The sequence below is a fragment of the Acinetobacter sp. WZC-1 genome, assembly GCF_052544965.1.
On the sequence record NZ_CP199370.1, the window covers coordinates 45,355 to 65,874 of the forward strand.

General features: G+C 45.8%; 19 protein-coding genes and 2 pseudogenes. 5 read left to right on the top strand and 16 right to left on the bottom strand.

Features of this window, described 5'->3' with window-relative positions; translation table 11 throughout:
- The first annotated feature begins 22 nt into the window (after positions 1-22).
- Together tagF and ACT6PV_RS00185 are read left to right on the top strand one after the other, a co-directional pair.
- Positions 23-982 (top strand): type VI secretion system-associated protein TagF, encoded by a 960-nt coding sequence (gene tagF, locus ACT6PV_RS00180; protein ID WP_445114526.1) that lies wholly within the window; start codon positions 23-25, stop codon positions 980-982.
- Position 983: 1 nt separating this feature from the next.
- A complete protein-coding gene (locus ACT6PV_RS00185) occupies positions 984-1,754 on the top strand; it encodes an OmpA family protein (protein WP_445114527.1) in 771 nt (256 codons plus the stop codon).
- A 42-nt stretch (positions 1,755-1,796) separates the two neighbouring features.
- Here ACT6PV_RS00185 and ACT6PV_RS00190 read toward each other — a convergent pair.
- Positions 1,797-2,126, bottom strand: a pseudogene (locus ACT6PV_RS00190) (transposase); the annotation flags it as partial.
- Between the two features lie 347 nt (positions 2,127-2,473).
- On the opposite strand from ACT6PV_RS00190, the gene ACT6PV_RS00195 reads away from it, so the two are divergent.
- The 3 genes and pseudogenes from ACT6PV_RS00195 to ACT6PV_RS00205 all read left to right on the top strand — a co-directional run.
- Positions 2,474-2,920, top strand: coding sequence for a MarR family winged helix-turn-helix transcriptional regulator (locus ACT6PV_RS00195; RefSeq protein WP_445114528.1), 447 nt, complete (start codon positions 2,474-2,476; stop codon positions 2,918-2,920).
- Between the two features lie 58 nt (positions 2,921-2,978).
- Complete coding sequence (locus tag ACT6PV_RS00200) at positions 2,979-3,497, top strand: VOC family protein (RefSeq protein ID WP_445114529.1); 519 nt, start codon at positions 2,979-2,981, stop codon at positions 3,495-3,497.
- Positions 3,498-3,820: 323 nt separating this feature from the next.
- Positions 3,821-3,943: pseudogene (locus ACT6PV_RS00205) on the top strand (IS3 family transposase); the annotation flags it as partial.
- Positions 3,944-3,995: 52 nt separating this feature from the next.
- Here the strand turns inward: ACT6PV_RS00205 and ACT6PV_RS00210 are convergent.
- From ACT6PV_RS00210 to ACT6PV_RS00280, 15 genes are all read right to left on the bottom strand, one after another.
- Positions 3,996-4,685, bottom strand: a complete 690-nt coding sequence (locus tag ACT6PV_RS00210; RefSeq protein ID WP_445114530.1) for a hypothetical protein — start codon at positions 4,683-4,685, stop codon at positions 3,996-3,998.
- A 949-nt stretch (positions 4,686-5,634) separates the two neighbouring features.
- Positions 5,635-6,177, bottom strand: coding sequence for an NADPH-dependent FMN reductase (locus tag ACT6PV_RS00215; protein WP_445114531.1), 543 nt, complete (start codon positions 6,175-6,177; stop codon positions 5,635-5,637).
- Between the two features lie 134 nt (positions 6,178-6,311).
- Positions 6,312-6,794 carry an FKBP-type peptidyl-prolyl cis-trans isomerase gene (locus ACT6PV_RS00220; RefSeq protein ID WP_445114532.1) on the bottom strand — a complete coding sequence of 161 codons (483 nt, stop codon included), beginning with the start codon at positions 6,792-6,794 and terminating at the stop codon, positions 6,312-6,314.
- A complete protein-coding gene (gene lspA, locus ACT6PV_RS00225) occupies positions 6,787-7,326 on the bottom strand; it encodes a signal peptidase II (protein ID WP_445114533.1) in 540 nt (179 codons plus the stop codon). The genes ACT6PV_RS00220 and lspA overlap by 8 nt, the downstream gene beginning before the upstream one ends.
- Positions 7,319-10,156, bottom strand: coding sequence for an isoleucine--tRNA ligase (ileS, locus tag ACT6PV_RS00230; RefSeq protein WP_445114534.1), 2,838 nt, complete (start codon positions 10,154-10,156; stop codon positions 7,319-7,321). The genes lspA and ileS overlap by 8 nt, the downstream gene beginning before the upstream one ends.
- Before the next feature lie 61 nt (positions 10,157-10,217).
- A complete protein-coding gene (gene ribF / locus ACT6PV_RS00235) occupies positions 10,218-11,219 on the bottom strand; it encodes a riboflavin biosynthesis protein RibF (RefSeq protein WP_445114535.1) in 1,002 nt (333 codons plus the stop codon).
- A 351-nt stretch (positions 11,220-11,570) separates the two neighbouring features.
- Positions 11,571-12,197, bottom strand: a complete 627-nt coding sequence (locus ACT6PV_RS00240) for a TetR family transcriptional regulator C-terminal domain-containing protein (RefSeq protein ID WP_445116977.1) — start codon at positions 12,195-12,197, stop codon at positions 11,571-11,573.
- A 659-nt stretch (positions 12,198-12,856) separates the two neighbouring features.
- A complete protein-coding gene (locus tag ACT6PV_RS00245; RefSeq protein ID WP_445114536.1) occupies positions 12,857-13,651 on the bottom strand; it encodes an ATP-binding cassette domain-containing protein in 795 nt (264 codons plus the stop codon).
- Positions 13,652-13,654: 3 nt separating this feature from the next.
- Complete coding sequence (ssuC, locus tag ACT6PV_RS00250) at positions 13,655-14,473, bottom strand: aliphatic sulfonate ABC transporter permease SsuC (protein WP_445114537.1); 819 nt, start codon at positions 14,471-14,473, stop codon at positions 13,655-13,657.
- Positions 14,470-15,645: an FMNH2-dependent alkanesulfonate monooxygenase gene (gene ssuD, locus ACT6PV_RS00255; protein ID WP_445114538.1), complete on the bottom strand. Its 1,176-nt coding sequence runs from the start codon at positions 15,643-15,645 to the stop codon at positions 14,470-14,472. Before ssuD ends, ssuC begins: the two co-directional genes overlap by 4 nt.
- Positions 15,646-15,684: 39 nt before the next feature.
- Positions 15,685-16,650, bottom strand: a complete 966-nt coding sequence (locus tag ACT6PV_RS00260) for a sulfonate ABC transporter substrate-binding protein (RefSeq protein ID WP_445114539.1) — start codon at positions 16,648-16,650, stop codon at positions 15,685-15,687.
- A gap of 309 nt (positions 16,651-16,959) precedes the next feature.
- On the bottom strand, positions 16,960-18,312 hold the full coding sequence (gene argA / locus ACT6PV_RS00265; RefSeq protein WP_445114540.1) for an amino-acid N-acetyltransferase: 1,353 nt from the start codon (positions 18,310-18,312) through the stop codon (positions 16,960-16,962).
- Positions 18,313-18,436: 124 nt separating this feature from the next.
- A complete protein-coding gene (locus ACT6PV_RS00270; RefSeq protein ID WP_445114541.1) occupies positions 18,437-18,802 on the bottom strand; it encodes an RcnB family protein in 366 nt (121 codons plus the stop codon).
- A gap of 199 nt (positions 18,803-19,001) precedes the next feature.
- Complete coding sequence (locus tag ACT6PV_RS00275; protein ID WP_445114542.1) at positions 19,002-19,385, bottom strand: RcnB family protein; 384 nt, start codon at positions 19,383-19,385, stop codon at positions 19,002-19,004.
- A gap of 365 nt (positions 19,386-19,750) precedes the next feature.
- Positions 19,751-20,497: a YciK family oxidoreductase gene (locus tag ACT6PV_RS00280; protein ID WP_445114543.1), complete on the bottom strand. Its 747-nt coding sequence runs from the start codon at positions 20,495-20,497 to the stop codon at positions 19,751-19,753.
- Between the last annotated feature and the right edge of the window lie 23 nt (positions 20,498-20,520).

Sequence of the window (20,520 nt, forward strand, 5' to 3'; positions counted from 1 at the left end):
CGATAATACAGGGGAGAGACGGATGCAATTATTAAAGACGACCCCGCTATACTATGGAAAAAGTCCTGCACGCGGAGACTTTCTGAAAACCAAAGGGCAATATGCACTGATTCAGGTATTGGACCAGTGGATAACGGAAGCACTGGATCATGCCATGCGTCAGCCAGGCTTTAATGAGGCGTATGCCAGTTTACCTTCGCTGGATTTATTCATTGCCAACCCTAAAGAGCGGATGTTTCTGGTGGCAAATTTAATGACCAGCCAGGACAGTTCCGGCAGACAGTTTCCCATGGTGCTTGGTCATTTAATGGAAGTGGAGTCGCCTTTACAGAATTTACTGTATGCACCATATATCCATAAACCGGTTCTCATGGAGCTGGTACAGAAAAATCAGGCTTTCCGCAATATACGTGAACCGGATGTACTACTGGATGAGCTCGGTAAAATCAGCAACGAAGTACAGGTATTAACCGCATCGCAGAGTCATGATTTTCTTGAAGATCACACCATGCATTCCTTTGCACAACTGCTGCAGATCAGTGTCTATGAACTGGCACAGAGTATGATTGGTTTAGGGCTGTTATTGCAGCCCATTATCAAAAAAGGCACGGAAAAACTGAATAAAGTGCTGATTCTGCCGGTTAATAATCATAGTTATTGCTATGAAATTGCGGCGTTCTGGGTCAGTTTAATTGGTCGATTCCTGTCGAAACATAATACGGAAGCATTGATTGGCATTCTGCATGGCGATTCACCGATTTTATTGTTCGGTTTTCAGGGAGCGGATATTCTGGCTTTAAGTGATGTTTTTACCCGCAATATGGACAATGACCATTGGGTTTCCCTGGTGCATGCCGACTGGATTGACCGATATCTTGAACAGAATGCAGGGCTGGCAGCATTTGAACAGTCATTATGTGAAAGACAGCTGAGTCTGAATCAGGCCATGAAATTATTCCGACAGACCTTTATAGAAGAATAACATGAACAGAATTGATCAATTTCTAAAGCGATTACAGCCAGTCATCCTGTGCATCGGACTGGGATTCAGCAGCTGTGTTTTTGCCCAGCCGATTGTGGTTGAAGGCGCGGTTCCCAATGATGCGAGCAAGCAGGCGATTCTGACCAGGCTGCGTGCCGTATATGGTCAGGATCAGGTGGTCGATAAAATACAGATCCGGGCCGTGTCTGCGCCCAATGGCTGGAGTGACTCGGTGACCCGTGTGATTACCCCGGATCTGAAAAAAGTCAGCCAGGGTAAATTAACGGTGCGCGGGATTCAGGTGAATCTGAGTGGAAAAATGGGAAATCAGGCGGAGATTCAGCCATTGACCGATGTATTTCAGTCCATGGTACAGCCGCCGTACCGGTTAAATGCAGAACTTTCGGTCAATCAGGCGGAGCAGGCCGTGGTTGATAATGCGCTGAAAAACCGGATTATTGAGTTTGAATCCGGCAGTGCAATCCTGACTCCGGCCGGCACCCGGATTCTGGATGAAATGGTGGTGGCTTTAAATAAGGTTCAGGGCAATAATGTCAGAATTATTGGACATACCGACAGCTCTGGTGATCCTCAGAAAAATGCAATTTTAAGTCAGCAACGGGCAGATGCGGTGAAGCAGTATCTGGTGGGTAAAGGTATTGTTGCGACACGTTTGGCCACCGCTGGTTCAGGTTCACAAAAACCGGTTGCTGACAATACGACAGCGGAAGGCCGTAAGAAAAACCGCCGTATTGAATTTGAAGTACTTTGAAATAAGGATTAAGGCTCTCCAATTACAGGTGGTGGACAGGTCAGTTATGGCGCATATGTTGCAAATCGCTTCAACGCCATAGTGAGTTTTATAATCATGAGTGAAATCAAACATTAATTGTGTGGGGTCTGGCTCCACCTGGGCGAAAAAAGTGGCGGCTTTGCGAAGAATTCCATTTGCCTGTTATAACTCTTTATTCTCACGTTCAAGTTGTTTGATGCGTTGCTGGTCAGATAGCTGTGCACTTTAATTAACAGGGTTTTGTTGAGCTACATATCGTTTATGCCGAGAGCGAAGTGTTTCAGGTGTACAACCCATCTCCGATGCAGTTGCTGTAATTGCTGCCCAAGTCGATGGATAGTTTTTCCAGATTCAAAAAAATAAGCGTATAGCTCTTTCTGTGATTTCGCGAGTAAATTTTGATTTTGTCATCGGGACGCCTTGCGAAGCAGTGTTTCTCATCTCAGGAAAGTTGCTCTCCGGCAATCTCGGTACAGTTCAATCCCTGAGTAACACCACACGTAAAACCTGGGAAAAATAAACGCTGTTTTTCCTGACAGCTGATTAATCCCAACATCTCTAATTAAGGCTGGAACCTCGAGTAAGTCTTAGAATACATGAAACAATTTCATCGGGAATCATCTAACCCTAGATCAACTCAGGGCGTTAAATAGCAGCAAATATTGCTATATAATAATAACTATTATAATATAACAAATATGGAACATATCAATGAATTTGAAGAAGTATCAGAACTTCGTGTAGCAATAGTCTCCTTAACTCGTTTATTAAAACGGTCTGTTCGTACAGACAATGAAACGTGGGCGGCGTTAATGACACTCGGCGTAATTCAACGATACAACGGTGAAGCCACGCCAAAACAAGTTGCACTTGAACTTGAGCTGCGTTCATCGAACTTAGCAGTACTTTTAAAAGATTTAGAAGAACGTGGGTTAATACAACGTGTTGCAGATTTATCAGATAAACGTAAAGTACGACTTTCACTTACGTCTAATGGATTACAACGTGTCAATGCAACCCGCGTTATACGTGATCAATGGCTATTGGATGCAATGCAATGTCTCTCCGATACTGAGCGAAAACAATTGCTTGACGCCGGGACGTTAATACATCGTATTGTAAAATCTCAACAGAATAAATCATAAAATTTTGCATTGTGTTCTATCAATTCTTATTTTATACCGTTAAAAACAAGGAAAATGAATGACAATCCGTCGAGTCAACCATGTTGTTTTATCCGTTTCAGACCTTGATCTATCTACACAATTTTATAGAGATGTCCTGGGTCTTGAGTGGGTAACAACCCTTCCCGAACAAAGCGACTGGAAAGAAATGCGGTTTTTTCGGGCACAGGGAGAATCTACTAACCACCATGATATTGCTTTAATTCCAAATGCAAGTTTACCTCGCCCGGGTTGGGGTGAGCCTTCCTCGCCCGGAATTTTTCATATTGCATTTGAAGTAGGAACAATTGCAGAACTGGAGAAATTAGGCGACCGTTTAAAAGCAGCAAATGCGTATATGGATAGCGTCTATCAAGCCATGCATCTCTCTGTGTACGGAAAAGATCCTGATGGAATTCCAGTAGAAATTATATGGCGCATCCCTAATACAGAATGGACATACCAGGATCTGTGGAGAAAACCCCTCGATTTTGATACGGTCAAACAGCATTGGAACGACTCCTTGCAAACAGGTTCCGCAGCTGGCGAATCGACTTAACATTGCAGGTTAGTATAGCAAAATGTTAATTAAGAACTACATTTCTTTAAATTCAACATCAAAAGCCTATTGTTAGAAATAATCATAGTCACTTTTCCATTGAGGAAAAGTTTAGAGTTTACTGGTGTAGTTTAAAAAGTACATCTGGTTATACGAATCGCCTACCTTCCGGCATATAGCCCTGATTTAAATCCGATTGAATAGGCATGGCCTGTACTGAAAAGGAAAGTCAGAAATATTGTGAGTCAGCAGAATATTTCCATCTGTTAGGCCCTGGATATCGGATTCAAAGAGATGTAGCTTTTAATTTACATGTGGCTATGATTGATGAATTGGAGCAAACCGTGAAAGAATATACTCACTATTACAACCATGATCGAATCAGGGTTAAATTAAAAGGACTGAGTCCTGTACAGAACAGGACTCAGTCCTTAAAAGCCGATTAATTGAACTGTCCAGCTTATTGGGGGGCAGATCATGACGGTGACTTAATTTTATTCAATCCTGGTCCTCTACTTGCTCTGCTGTTGCCTCCTGAGCTTCAACAACACCGTCATCCAATTCACTTTTAATATTATCAGGTAGGTCTGGAAAAAATTCATAAAAATCCTTATCTGTAATATAACTATTAAACTCTAAAACACGCCACTCATTGTTCTTAATATCTCTAACAAAAATATGATCAATTCGCATGGCCTCAAGCACTAAATTTTCTGGTGTCTTTTGATTTCCCTCTTCCTTCAGTGCTGTTTCGCCCTCTACTTTAAGATACGCCTGAACTGGCACTACACATATTTCACCTGATTGAGTTAAAACATTAGCTTTAGGCGGCAGAATCTCATGGAAGTATGGATTAAAAACACTTTCGGCATTGCGTTTAACAATTAATTTAATTCTTTTATTATATTCCCGTTGACTTATCCATTGATTATTACCCCAGGATGATTCTGCAAAATATAAATGTTTATCTACCCAAAATTGTTTACCTGGGTGATTTTTATTAAATATCTGTGTGTAATCATATTTCGCAATATAATCATGTATCTCATCCCAGCCACTCATATAGTCGGCATCTGATTTTTTTTGGATTATTTCTTTAAATAATGAATAGCTATGTTCACATTCCAAAGTCGCAGCATTTGCAAAAGCAGCTAAACAACCAACTAGTCCAACTAATATTTTTTTCATAAATTACTAACTTTCTGTAGATAAAAACTAAATACTCACTTCTGTGAGCCCACGATCTATTCTTATTGAAAAATACATCACCATCCAAACAATGAAAAGCAATAGGGTTATTTCCCACCAACTCTCTGTGAATAAATTTTCCCGCATAAAATGCTAAAAAAGCTTACTAAAAAATCACCTATCTTTGATTTGTCTTAACAGTATATTGAGTGTTTCATTTTAAATTAACCCCATCCTGCAAATGCGAGGTTTTAAATATCGGTAGTGACCTGACTACTCAAGTGCACTATAGCATAATTTACCACATTCGCGCCTAAACGCAAGGTTTGACCTCCTCCCAAAAAACTATATGATCAGGTTGTTTATAACAATAAATAATCTTTCATTACATTTCTGATTCATGGATATCTTTTTTAATATGATTTGGTGTATATAGCCAAATGCACTTTTTGAACTACATTGGATAAACTCCAAGCTCTTCCTCAATGGAAAATTGACTATGGTTATTTCTAAGAATGGGCTTTTGGTGTCGAATTTAAAGAGATGTAGCCTTTAATTTGCATGTGGCTATATGAATACAGAAATTCAAAAAACTAATATAGATAAAGTGTGAAAATTAAGACTTCTGCTGATATGTGATTATAAAATAAATCCTGCTTTTGACCATTCCCCGGGAATAATTCTTCTGGGAAAATTAACAAAGTCTTCGAGTGAATTTTTTAGATCATTAAAAAAAGCCCCATCATCCTGACGGGGCTTCTTCATATTCATTGCAAGGTATAACTCCTGTCGTACCTTTCATCCCTGAACTGATTTATTTTTTGTTATTCTGTATTTCAGAAACTTCCTGTTCCCGATAACTGTAGAATAATGAAATATGCAGTGCAGCCATAGATGTTATATCAGACGATGGATGTAAGCCTGAGCGTACAGGCATTTTGTCTGACCATCAGACATTGGCGTATTGAATCAGTTTGTTGATAATCAGCTTAATGGCTTTATTGTCAAACTCATTGCCTTCAAATGATTCGGTTTTGTTGCGCTGGCCAATGTCGCGGATCTGTATGACCGCATTTGAGTCAATCATGCCAATGGAGGTCCCGACCTGCCGGATCTGATCAACGGAACGTGCGCCATTTGATCCACCATAGCTGACATAGGCGGCGGGTTTGGCCTGCCATTCCTTATAAATATAGTCCAGTGCATTTTTTAAAACCGGGCTGTAGCCGTGATTATATTCGGGTGTTACAAAAATAAAGGCATCTCCTGCGGCAATTTTATCGGCCCATTCCCGTTGTTTTGGCTGGTCATAAATACCACTTGCCGGTGGTTTCGCACCTGCAAAGAAGGGCAGGTTCCATTCTTTCAGATCGACAATTTCTGGCTGAAGTGTACTGAAATCAAGTTTTTTTATTTCCCTTAAAAGCCAGTCTGCAATCTTTATGGCCACGCGACCTTCACGGACACTGCCTACGATGATATATAGTTTCATACTTAAGCCTTTGTTTTCAGTGATGACTTTTAACTTAATATGAATGTGGACATTTGCATAGAGTGGATTTGTATCATCTTATTCACATAAAAAAGCGCCTGAAAAAGGCGCTTTTAAAAACCGGCATTGTTCATTTACATGATCTGGATACCCTGCTGTCCTGCCGGTGTGACCCTGAAAATTTCAACTTCAAAAGTAATATTTTTACCGGCCAGTGGGTGGTTAAAATCCACTTCGGTTATGTCATCATTGACAGACATCACCACCCCGAACAGGCTTGATTTTGCTTTGTCTTCAAATTCAATCATATGGCCAGCCACCGGCGTCTGTTCAAATTTAACCGTATCAAATTTCTGGACATTTTCCGGGTTCCAGGGACCAAAAGCATCTTCCGGCTGCAAACTGACGGTACGGCGGTCACCGGCACGTAATCCATACAGTGCTTTTTCAAAACCCGGCAGCAAGCTGCCATCGCCCATGACCAGACTGACCGGTTGCTCGCGGCTGCGGGTGTTGTCAATTTCTGCACCGCCTTCAATGGCAACCGAAAAATGCAGTTCCACTTTTGAACCTGCGGCGATACGGGTTTCATCACCGGGATTAATGATTTCAGTCATGTTGCGCTTCCGCACGCTGGATACGCTGCTTTTCCAGAAAGAAGGTATCAATTAATAATAAAATGGTGCCCAATGTAATGGCACTGTCGGCAATATTAAATGCCGGGAAGTGACTGGTATTATAATAGATGTGTATAAAATCAACTACATAGCCCAATGTAACACGGTCAATCAGATTGCCGATGGCGCCCCCCAGAATCAGCGCAATTGCCGCCGGTAATACCACGCTGTGCCGGGGCATGCGCATTAACCAGAAAATAAACACCACTGAAACCAGCCCTGCCAGTGAGGTGAACAGATAACGTTGCCATCCACCTGCATCGGACAGAAAACTGAAGGCTGCACCATTATTATGCAATAAGGTCCAGTTCAGGAAAGGTAATACCTGTACCGGATCTGCATAATTGAGATGGGTACTGGCTATCCATTTTGTCCATTGATCCAGCACAATGGTAAGAATAGCCAATCCAAACCAGGCCAGATTATGGGCATGGAACTGAAACAGGCCCTTTTTAGACGGAGGGTTAAGCATATTTTCTCACTTCGCCACTGCCTGTGACGTTAATAATACAGCGTCCGCATAAACCGGGATATCCTGCATGTGTGTTGACATCTGGCAGTACATGCCAGCAGCGGACACATTTTTCACCGGCTGCTGCTGAAATCCGGACACGCAAACCATCCAGCTCGGTGGCTTCGCCCTGTTCAGCATAATCATAAACTTCTGCCTGGGAGGTGATCAGTACAAAACGCAATTCATCGCCCAATTGGCTGAGTACTTTTTGCAGATCGGCATGCGCCCACAGCTCAACCTTTGCCGATAAATTACTGCCAATCACTTTAGCATTACGTGCGGCTTCAATCTGTTTGTTTACTGCGGATTTGATCTGGATCAAGGTCTGCCAGTCGGCTTCTGAAATCAGATTGGCGGTAGCAGCAAGAGGAATCGGGTACCACTCTGCGGTAAATACATATTTTTCAGACTGTTCCGGAATAAGTGGCCAGGCTTCCTGAGCGGTAAAGCTTAAGATTGGGCTCATCCAGCGGACAAAGGCCTGTACCAGGTGATACAGTGCAGTCTGTGCTGAACGGCGCGCCTGCGAGTCTGCCCGTGTGGTGTACTGACGGTCTTTGATGATATCCAGGTAGAAACCGCCCAGGTCATTGATACAGAAATTGGTCAGTGTGCTGCATACAATATGGAAATTCATATCGTCATAGGCCTGGCGAATGGTGCGCTGAACTTCACTTGCACGTTGCAGAATATATTGATCCAGCGCAATCAGCTCATCGACGGCCAGCGCATCTGTCGATGGCGTGAAACCATTCAGGTTGGCCAGCAGAAAACGCAGGGTGTTGCGGATCCGGCGATAACCGTCAGAGGCACGACTGAAAATTTCCTTTCCTGCGGTCATTTCATAACGATAGTCTGAAGAGGCAATCCAGAAGCGTAAGCCATCTGCCCCCATGTCCTTGATGATGTCCTGAGGCGTAATGATATTGCCCAGTGATTTGGACATCTTGCGGCCTTTTTCATCCACCACAAAACCGTGGGTCAGCAGTCCTTTGTAGGGTGCACGTTCATGCATGGCAATACTGGTCAGTAATGAAGTCTGGAACCACCCACGGTGCTGATCTGAACCTTCCAGGTACAAATCGGCCGGGTCGGTAAGTTCTTCACGCTGATCGAGGACGGTATAATGGGTGGTGCCGGAGTCAAACCAGACATCCAGCGTATCACGCACAGCATTATACTGTTCAGCATCATCACCAATAAAGTCACGGGCTTCCCGGTTAAACCATCCATCAACACCTTCCTGCTCAATCAGTTTAGCCACTTCTTCGATCAGTTCAGGGGTCCGCGGGTGAAGCGCATGGGTGTCCTTATGCACAAAGAACGGGATGGGCACGCCCCAGGTCCGCTGACGTGAAATACACCAGTCCGGGCGACCTTCAACCATCGATTCCATACGGTTCTGACCCCAGTCCGGGATAAATTCGATATCATCACGGATGGTTTTCAGCGCCGTTTCACGCAGGCCTTTTTCATCCATGCTGATAAACCACTGTGGTGTGGCACGGAAGATAATCGGGGTTTTATGGCGCCAGCAGTGCGGATAGCTGTGTTTAATAGTGGTATGTGCCCATAATTTGCCGCATTTGTTGAGCGCTTCAATAATCTGTGGGTTGGCTTTGTAGATGTGTTCACCTGCAAACAGGGGCGAATCAGGCAAATATACGCCATTGCCGCCAACAGGATTATCCACGCTTAAGCCGTATTGCAGACCGACTTTATAGTCATCCACACCGTGTCCAGGAGCAGTATGTACTGCACCGGTACCATTGGCTGCAGTCACGTGTTCCCCCAGAATGACAGGCACCTGACGTCCGGCAATGAGTGGATGCTGAAGCTGTAGTTTTTCCAGTATGCTGCCGCTGAAAGTTGCCAGTACCTGCGGCTCTTTTAACTGGTAGCGTTCACAGGCAGATTCGACCAGGTCACGTGCCAGAATCAGATTCTGGCTGGCGCGGTCTGTCTGCACTTCAATTAGCTGATATTCAATGTCTGCATGTAATGCCACGGCCTGGTTGGCCGGTATGGTCCAGGGCGTGGTGGTCCAGATGACAATATCGGTGGGTCTGGAAACCATAATACCCAGTCGTTCAGACAGGTCTGCCAGGTCAACCACACCGAAACCGACATCAATGGCGTCAGATTTTTTATCTTCATATTCAACTTCTGCTTCAGCCAGGGCTGAGCCGCAGTCCATACACCAGTTGACCGGTTTCAGTCCCGGCTGGATGTGGCCGGCTTTTTCAATCTGACCCAGGGCGCGGACAATGTCCGCTTCCTGTTTGAAATTCATGGTGAGATAAGGGTGATCCCAGTCACCGAACACACCCATCCGCACAAAATCTTTCTTTTGTAATTCGACCTGGGTATAGGCATATTCCCGGCAGGCTTTGCGAAATGTTGAGGCATCGACTTTGACCCCGACCTTGCCGATTTTTTCTTCCACTTTCAGTTCAATGGGCAGACCATGACAGTCCCAGCCTGGCACATAGGGTGCATCAAAGCCATCCATGATCCGGCTTTTGACAATGATGTCCTTCAGTACTTTGTTGACGGCATGCCCCAGATGAATCTGACCATTGGCATAGGGTGGGCCATCGTGGAGGACATATTTTTTCTTACCAATACGCGATGCACGAATCTGCTGATAAATGTTGTCGGCATACCACTCTTCCAGCCATTTTGCCTCACGTACTGCAAGATTTGCCTTCATGGCAAACTCAGTACCGGGTAAGTTGAGTGTGGCTTTATAATCCACTGCATTTTCAGGAGTTTGCTTTTCGCTCATGCAAATTGTCATCCAATATGATCAGCAGGATTGCTGACATGTTTTACAATAAAAATCCGGGTTAAAAGGGGAATATGGGGGTGTTTTTGCGAAATTCACGCAGCTGTACGACATCATCATCAATTCCCTGCTGCAATGCTTCCAGTGAAGGATAATCCATCTCACCATGCAGGCAGTCCAGGAAGGTGACCCGCATTAACAGGCCATACAGATTAGCAGAAACATCAGGAAAATGTACTTCCAATCGCCATTCCGGATGTTGCTGCTGAATAGCCGGTCTGGTTCCGACATGACCTGCGCCGAACAATGAACCTGTCTGGTAGCCGGAAATTCCTGATTTATCTGAATTTTCCTCTATGACTTTTTCAGTCAGTGAAGTTGTTTCACAGATGACATCCACTCCGTAAATACCATGCAGACAGGGTCTGTGACGTCCCAGGCGGACATTAATGGTCGGGAAATTCAGGGTTCGCCCAATCTGGTCACCATATTGTACCCGGCCGATGATGCTATAACGGCGTCCCAGTAATTTTGAGGCCAGCAATAAATTGCCTGCCTGCAAGACCTGGCGAATCCGGGTGGAACTGACCCGTTCTCCCTCAAACTCCACAGTATTTAAATTGATGACATGAAAACCATGTTGTCTTAAAAATTCACTGTTGCCCTGGCGGTCTTTTCCAAAGTGGAAGTCATCGCCCAGTACCAGGCTTTGTGCATTGAGTTTTTGTTTTAAGATATCAGCAAAAGTGCCGGCATTTAAGTTTCTGAATTGATCATTGAATTTGGCAATTGCAATGTAGTCAACGCCCAGTTCGGTCAGATATTCGACTTTTTCCCGCAATGAACTGATGCGGGGCGGCGCGTCATAACCTTTAAAGTATTCCAGCGGCTGAGGTTCAAATATGATCACCAGGGTTTTGAGTCCCTGTGTTGCCGCAATGGATTTCAGTTGGGAGATCATGGCCTGATGCCCCAGGTGGACACCATCAAAATTGCCAATGGTCACCGCAGTTTCTGGTAATTGAAGATCAGGCGCTAAGGCATTCAGACGTAATAGCTTCATGATTTCAAAATAAGCTTAAAACTTGAAAAGGATATATATTGCCATATTCTCACAATTTCGTCTTGCAATTGTGTTTGATCTGACAAATTATTTTATGCTGGTGGGAGTGGATATTTAAACCGATTGATGGCGTAAAACGGTTATCTGGAACCTGTTTAACAGAGGCCGGAGGTGACACGGAGAATATTATGGATGCCTGATTTAAATTGTAAGGGCTGGTCTCCTGCATTTTATGAACTGAGAGTTCATGTACAGCGTTTGATTCGGTTTATATGGGCCGGTGGTCATCCGCAGTAATCAGCATTTGTCTGAATTCAGAACTATTTCAGCAAATGGGTGAATAAGGATCGATTAACTGCCGCGCGGTAATACCCCATATAAAGTCACATGGATGGAATGCGCAATCATTCGCTGGTACATACTTTTATTGCGCAGGGACTTACCGGTGACCATCTCAATCTGTGCGCCAAAATCGGCATAGTGCTGTGTCAACCCCCAGATATTAATGATCAGTAATTCCGGGTCAATTTTGTCTGAAATTTTACCCTGTTCCTGCCAGCCCTGAATGACCCGGGCTTTGCGTTTAAATAATTTTTTTAATGGTCCTTTTAAAATGGTTGAAATATGCGGTGCGCCCTGAATAATTTCCAGTGCAAATAATTTGGATGCCTTGGGCTGCGTTCTGGAGAGTTCAATTTTGGTCATTAAATAATGAGTCAATGCCTCGGTGGGTTCCAGTTCTGTTTCAAGTGTTTGCAGCGGCGCAAGCCACTTTTGCATGACTGTGGTCAGCACTTCAACATAAAGTGCTTCCTTATTTTCATAATAATAGAAAATATTGGACTTATGCATATCTGCCATACGGGCAATTTCATCCAGACTGGCCCCATTGAAACCATAGAGGGAAAAGACATCCAGCGCAGCAGCAAGTAATTGTTGTCTTTTTTGAACACTCTTTTTTTGTTCCATATCATCAATATATTAAAAAAAAGGAAACACAAATTGTACGTTAAATTGTTTGCTTTGTGGGCATGTAACCGGATTATTTTTCTATTATTTCCTGAATATATTATTAAGTTTGTATATCTAATACAAAGATTGTAAGCATTCTCCTCTTTTTCTTCATATCTTTTGTAGATGCAATCATGTGATTTCTAAAAACATAGTGGACTGACTTGCCAATATGGGGGTGATTGTGACTTAAACATTTTGTAATTATCTTAACGAATTGGCTGACATTAATCAGGCTGGAAAGCAAAGAAAACCACGGGTTTTATGTAACAAAAATAGTCTTGCTGTTTTAAACCATGTGACAAAAGCATGTCCAATTGCTGTATTTTGCAGCCTGTCTAAGCGATTACAGCAGCCTGAAAGTACAACGCGAGTCAGCGGATGATACTGTTGTGATCAATAAAACATGCCCGGCCGATGTGGGGCAGATGGCTGTTTCAATCTGAGCATAAAAATCTGACAGTAAACGGACTGGTGCTCTGGATGCAGTAACCGGGGTTGGTCTGTGGTTTGATCAGGTTGTTGAAATGCCGGAATTCATCATTGGAGATGAAATGATCTTTGTCTGTATATTCACTGATACAGCAGTTGGCCTGGCAGCCTTAACTGCTGCAAAGTGTTGAGTTTCAGGTACAGAGAATGGCCTGTAATACCTGTTGTTCAAGTGCTGCAAAAGCTGCATCCCTGTGGCGTGGTCTGGGCAGCTCAACGCTGAATTGCCGGGTGATGCGGCCTTGATCCAGTAAAATAATCCGATCCGCCAGTTGTATGGCTTCACTGACATCGTGAGTCACCAGCAGGGCGGTAAAGCCCTGTTCCTGCCATAACCTTTCAATCAGATTCTGCATTTCAAGACGGGTCAGTGCATCCAATGCACCCAAAGGTTCATCCAGCAGTAATACCCGGGGAGTATGCGCCAGCGCGCGGACCAGTGCGGTCCGCTGGCGCTGTCCACCGGACAACTGTGATGGCCATAGCTGTGCCTTTTCACTGAGTCCGGTTTTTTCAAGTAATTGTACCGCTTTGCCATGCTGGTCCTTTGCCAGGCCCAGCTGAACATTGTTCAGAATATTTTTCCAGGGCAATAATCTTGGATCCTGAAACATGACTCGGATATCATCTGCGGTAATGCCTTCACGGAAGTTCCGCAATGATTTAAATTTAATCTCGCCATAACTGGGGTGTTCCAGCGCTGCAATCAGGCGCAGCAAAGTACTTTTACCGCAACCACTGCGGCCGACAATGGCGACAAATTCACCAGCTTCAATCTGTAAATCCAGATCTTCAAGCACTTTGACGTGGCCGTAGAACTTATGCAGTTGTTCGATGTAAATTTCAGCACCCATACGCTGTTGTTCTGTTGGCTGGTCTTTACTGGGAACCACCTCACGGGCATACTGGCTGATGCTTAAATCGGTCATGGGTTACTCCTGAGGCTGGTAAGCTGTGTGCCAGCGCAGTAAATATTGCTCAAGCAAGCGGGCAAATACATCGGCTAATTTACCCAGCAGGGCATATAGAAGAATGCCGACAAGAACGATATCGGTCTGTAAAAATTCCCGGGCATTCATGGTCATATAACCAATACCGGATTGTGCGGAAATGGTTTCAGCGACAATCAGCAGGACCCAGACCAGTCCAAGGGAGAAACGCAGCCCCACCAGTATGGAAGGCATGGCACCGGGCAGGATAATGTCCCGGTAGAGTTGCCAGCGGCTCAGACCGTAACTTTTCCCCATTTCAATCAGCTGGGGATCGACAGCGCGAATCCCATGATAGGTATTGATATACATAGGGAAAAAAACACCGATTGCCACCAGGAATAATTTGGCTGATTCATCAATTCCGAACCATAAAATCACCAGCGGAATAAGTGCCAGTGCCGGGATGTTCCGAATCATTTGCAGGGTGGTGTCCAGCAGGGTGGATGCGATTCGGGAGGAACCATTGAGCAGACCCAGCAGTAAGCCCAGGCCACCGCCAGTCAGCAGGCCAAGCAGGGCACGTCCGGCACTGATTCGGACATGCTGCCACAACTCCCCACTGAGCAGCAGGCCCCAGAAGGCAGAGACCACTGCAGTGGGTGCCGGTAAAATGCGACTTTGCAACAAGCCGCTTTTTGAAGCAATTTGCCAGATGATAATCAATAGAACAGGAACAAGCCAGGGCAGCAGGCGTTGCCATATTTGCCGGGTTCCACGTGAAACCCGGCTTTGAGTGGTTTGCTGATTCAGGATATTCATGCCGGTTCCTGCAGTGATTGATTGTTCTGATTTGCATCCGGCACATAGTTGTTGGCTACGATTTCACCGAATGGTCCGGTCAGACTGGGCTGCACCAGTCTCTGGCGGGTGGCCAGCGGCAACAGGGGAAATACCAGTTCGGCGAAGCGAATGGATTCTTCCAGATGTGGATAACCCGAGAAAATAAAGGTATCAATGCCCAGTTCAGCATATTCCTGGATGCGATTTGCCACGGTCTGTGGATCTCCCACCAGTGCGGTGCCTGCTCCACCACGGACCAGGCCAACACCTGCCCATAAGTTGGGTGAGACTTCCAGTCGGGTACGGTCACCCTGATGCAGGTCGGCCATACGGCGCTGACCGACGGAATCCATCTGCCTGAATTTCTGCTGTGCGGCAGCAATGGTGGCATCATCGACATACTGAATCAGCTCATCGGCAGCCTGCCAGGCTTCTGTATTGGTTTCGCGGACAATGACATGCAGGCGGATCCCATAGTTCAGCTGACGGCCTTTGGCCGCAGCCTTTGCTTTCACATGGGCGATCTTTTCCCTGACGGCAGCGGGTGGTTCTCCCCAGGTCAGATAGGTGTCCACCTGATCTGCCGCAAGTTCAATTGCATCATCAGATGATCCGCCAAACCACAGTGGCGGATAGGGCTGCTGAACTGGCGGATACAACAGTTTTGCATCATCCACCTGCAAACGATCACCATGAAATGTAAAGGATTCACCACTATGCGAGCGGGTTAAAATTTCACGCCAGATTTTTACATATTCGGTCGCTGTCTGATAACGGGTGGCATGGTCTTCATAGACGCCGTCTCCTTTTAATTCCTGTTCATCTCCACCGGTCACCAGATTCAGCAGCACACGACCATTGGATAAACGGTCAAAGCTTGCGGCCATGCGGGCAGCAAGTGCAGGCGTGGTGACCCCGGGACGCAGTGCAACCAGGAACTTTAGATGACGGGTCGCATCAATCAGGCTGGCTGCGGTGATCCACGGATCTTCACAGGAACGCCCGGTGGGAATCAGTACACCTTCATAGCCCAGATGATCCACGGTTACTGCAATCTGTTTCATATAGGCATGATCAACCTGACGAGCGCCCTTGCTGGTGCCTAAATAGCGACTGTCGCCGTGAGTGGGTATAAACCAGAAAATTTTCATAACGTTTTCCTTTGAGCATCCGTGAAAATGTAGCCACAACTATTTGTCCGCCCATATGGCCTGTTGAATGTCAATTTTGTGGGGAATCAGCTTTTGCTGATAAAAGGCATCGGCCACAAATTGCTGTTCTCTGGCCACGGCTGCTGAAATGGGTTGAACGCCAAAGCTCATACGTGAGATGGAGGTATTCAGTACACTCAGCGGCAGTCCTGTCGGTTTTTCAAGCAATTTTGCGGCATCGGCCTGGTGCTGCGATACCCACTGTGTGGTGGTGTTTAATTCATTGACCACCGTTTTTAAAATGTCAGGATGCTGTTCTGCAAATTGACGGTCTGCCAGATAGAACTGATGGTTACTGACCAGGTTTTGTCCTGTGGCAATGACTTTTGCACCGAGTTGCTGTTCCGCTGCTGCAAGGAATGGGTCCCAGATCACCCATGCATCCACAACACCTTTTTCAAAGGCTGCACGTGCATCTGCCGGTGGCAGATAGACCACCTGAACATCGCTCAGTTTCAGCTGACTGGCTTGCAGCAGTTTCAGCAGCAGATAATGGACATTTGAGCCTTTGTTCAGGACAACACGTTTTCCTTTCAGGTCCTGTATGGTCTGAATGTCTGAATTTGCCGGAACAATCAGTGCCTCTGCCTGTGGCGCCGCTGGCTGACTGGCCACATACACAAGACTGGAATTTGCAGCCTGTGCAAAAATCGGGGGAGCTTCACCGGCTTCACCAAAGGAAACACTGCCGACATTCAGACCTTCCAGCAGCTGCGGGCCAGCCGGGAATTCCACCCATCTGATCTGCACGCCCTTGTTTTTCAGGACCTGATCAAGATGGCCCTGTGCCTTAATGAGGGGTAACAGACCATACTTTTGATAACCGATCTTCAGTGTGGTCTGTTCCTTTTGTTTTGCACATCCATTCAACATCATGACACCGGCAACGCTGAGACTGAGTAATGCAAATTTAGTCAGGGAAGCGGGAAAAAGATGTTGTTTCATAATGAAGGGCCTGATGCAGAATGGATGAATGAACAGATACGCTAATCGGCTTTTGATTGCATAAAAAATAAGTTTTCAGGATTTATTAGTGAATAAAAAAGATAAAGTAAAAAATGCAATGCTTAGCTGAAAATATGCATGACCAGAAGAGATGGGCTGTTTATTTTTTGAGGTACATGGTTTTGATATTTATATTAAAAATGCATTAAACGGAGCCATCCGGCTCAGACCTGCATGGCTGTACAGGTCTGGCACTGCGTGGTTTTTAAATATGCATAGCACAAATTCAGATAAAAAACTGAAAGCAGCTTAGATGGATTTCTTAAAGACCAGTGAATTACGCTGATAATTGTAGAGGGCCTGACGCGTTTCCGGCAGATCATCCACACTGGCAGCAGTAAAGCCATGTTCCAGGAACCAGTGGGCTGTACGTGTGGTCAGCACAAATAATTGCTGAAAGCCCATCTGGCGGGCCTTGTCTTCCAGGAAAGACAGAATCTGGCTGCCCCGGTTGGATTTGCGGTAACCCGGGTGTACGGCCACACAGGCGATTTCAGCAGATTTCAGATCACTGTCAGCTTCCGGTACAGGATAGAGTGCAGCACAGGCCAGCACGGTGCCATCCCGTTCGATCACGGCAAATCGGTCAATTTCATTTTCCAGCAGTTCCCGGGAGCGGTAAACCAGAATGCCTTCCTCCTCAAGAGGGCGCAATAAATTCATCAGTCCGCCGACATCGGCAATACCGGCCATGCGGACTTCTTCATAATGGGCGTCGGTAATCATGGTCCCAATACCATCCCGGGTAAACAGCTCTTCAATCAGCGCGCCATCATAGGTATATGAAAGCAGGTGGACCCGATTGACCCCATTCAGTGACGCCGTCCTGGCATTATGCAGATGCAGTGCAATGTCAAAATTGGAGTCCTGATATTTGACAATATGCTGATCCAGTTGATGAGGACTGATTTCGCGCAGCAGATGACCATGTTCATTCAGCAGTCCCTGCTGATTGCCCAGAAAGATCAATTTATCGGCTTTTAAATGGATGGCCGTGGTGGTGGCGACCTCTTCGGCAAGCAGGTTAAAGACTTCTCCGGTGGTGGAATAACCGGTTGGTCCCAGCAGCACAAGGTTATGACTGGCCAGGTGTCTCTGAATGGCTTCAGTATCAATACTGCGGACTTCACCGGTCAGCTGAAAATCCACCCCATCCCGGATTCCGTAGGGTTTTGCGGTCACAAAGTTACCGGACACCACATCCATGCGTGCACCATACATGGGAGAGTTGGCCAGTCCCATGGACAGTAATGCTTCAATTTCCAGTCGGATTGAGCCCACGGCATTCATGACACAGCCCAGTGACTCACGGGTGGTCACCCGGCGGTTGTGATGAAAAGGACTATGCAGGTTTTTTTCATGCAGATTGTCATTAATCTGTGGGCGGGCGCCGTGTACCAGAATCAGGCGGATACCCAGCGAGTGTAGCAGGGCAATATCATGAATGATATGCTTAAAATTTTCATGGCGGACCGCTTCACCATCAAACATCAGTACAAATGTTTTATTGCGGTGCGCATTGATATACGGAGCAGAATGGCGAAACCAGTGTACATAGTGCTGTGCTGTACTTTGTGTTGTGTCCAGTGAATCCGCTTGCATGCCTGTCTCAGAATCAATGATTGATATTCCCTGATTCTAAACAAAAACAGCATGGATGGAACAGTGTCACTGAAAAAACACCCGCAGTTTATGCGGGTGTCCGGTTGTTATGTGCAAATCAGGTTCAGCCAATGATCCGGATAATACGATGATTGCGTGCATTGACCAGCACATAGTCCCCATTGATTTTCAGCCATTGCTGGTTGCGACCCGGTCTGGGTAAATGTTGATAATGACGATAATTCACCACATAACGTGAAGACGTGAACTGGTTTGGCAAATACTGCCCTGAACGCCACTCACGGCCTGGGTTCACCCGTTTATAGCGGTCATATTGATTATAACGGTGACTGTTGCTGTATGTACGTTCTCGTTGCTGCTGGGCATAACGGGATTCATGCTGGTGGTGGGAGGCGTAGGGTGCTGCCATGACTGAGCTTGCCATCAGGGCACTGAGCGATAATGTGATTGCTGTAAGAAGCTGTTTCATTTGATTCACCTGAACGTTGAACTGATATTTTTTCCGATGAAACCAGATTACATAAAAATTTGAGATAAACAGTGAAGGCATGACAGTCATTTGTGAACTTCGTGAAGATTTCATGAAGGTGCTGGCAGTGGCCTGAAAAATTGCAAAAACCCGGACATCGTATCCGGGTTGGTCGGTGCTGCTCTATCCGGGAATGGTTTTACATTCCCTGAATGCCGACGATATTGTTACTCTCTGAATCAATCAGAATATAGTCATTGTTGATTTTATACCATTGCTGGTTACGGGAAGGTCTGGGCAGGTTACTGTCCTTATAGTCCACTTTATAGCGGTCTCCACGATAATGCTGTGGCATCACATAACCGGTCTGCCATCTGTGCTGTTGCAAACGGCGGACACCGCGTTCTTCCCGCTCCCGGCGCTGTTCTCTGATCCCGTCATCATTCGGCTGAAAATCACGGTAATTTTTTTTGTCGAACCCGCGCTGACCGGGCCCCTGACCATGATGAGGACCGGCATGGGCAAGATGACTTGCCATCAGTGCACTGAAAGAAATGGCCAGGATTGCAGCTATCTTTTTCATGTTTAGCCCCCGTTGATGCTGGTATTTGTTACTTTTCACACTATTAATGTACTGCTAAATTGCAGAGAAACTGTGAAGAAAATCCAGCAATTCATTTAAAAATACAGAGATAATAAGAATATATCGTCCTGCAGTCTCTTAAGGGTAGCGTCAAAGCCCCGATTTGGCAAACATTCAGGGCTTCTGATCCAGTGCGGCTAAAATTCAGACAAAATTGTAAATGTTTTTAAAATTGACAGGAACTGTCTGAAAAAGCATCTGCCTGATGCGTCTGGAAACGTTTTCATGTGGATGGATGAGAACAGGGCTTACCAGTTGGTAATCTGTACTGAATATGATGCGGCACAGGATCGAATCAGCGAATACTAATCCTGAGCGTCAATACTTTCACCATTCATGTGCAGACTGTCTTCGCCCATCAAATAAAGATAGGCCGGCAGAATCGACTCTGGTGTCGGCAGGGTTTTGGGGTCTTCTTCCGGATAGGCCTTTGCCCGCATGGCAGTGCGTGTACCGCCGGGATTAATGCAGTTAAAACGGATATTCGGATAGACACCTTCTGAAGCAAAAATCTTGCTGACAGCTTCTATGGCAATTTTGGAAATAGAATAAGCACCCCATCTGGCCCTGGCTTCACGACCCACGCCGGAACTGGCAAAGACCACTGAGGCATGTTCAGATTTCTGCAGTAAAGGCAGCAACTCCTGGGTGAGGACAAACGGTGCGCGCAGATTGACGGCCATGACATCGTCCCAGGTTTCTACCGGATAGTGCGCCAGTTCGACTCGTTCACCCAGCGTTCCGGCATTATGCAGAATGCCATCCAGGCGGCCAAACTGTTGTTCAAGGGTGGTATATAACAGCTCATAATCCCGGGGTGACGCCGTGGACAGCTGTAAAGGCAAAATTGCAGGCTGGGGTGCACCCAGACTCTCAATTTCGTCATAAATGACTTCGAGCTTATTCAGCGTACGGCCATGCAGTACCACGGTTGCACCATGCAGGGCAAAGCTGATGGCAGCTGCACGTCCAATGCCGTCTCCTGCACCGGTGATCAGGATAATTTTATCTTTCAGTAAATCAGGACGAGGCTGGTATTCTGAATATTTCATAAGAGACCTCCTGTGGTTTCATG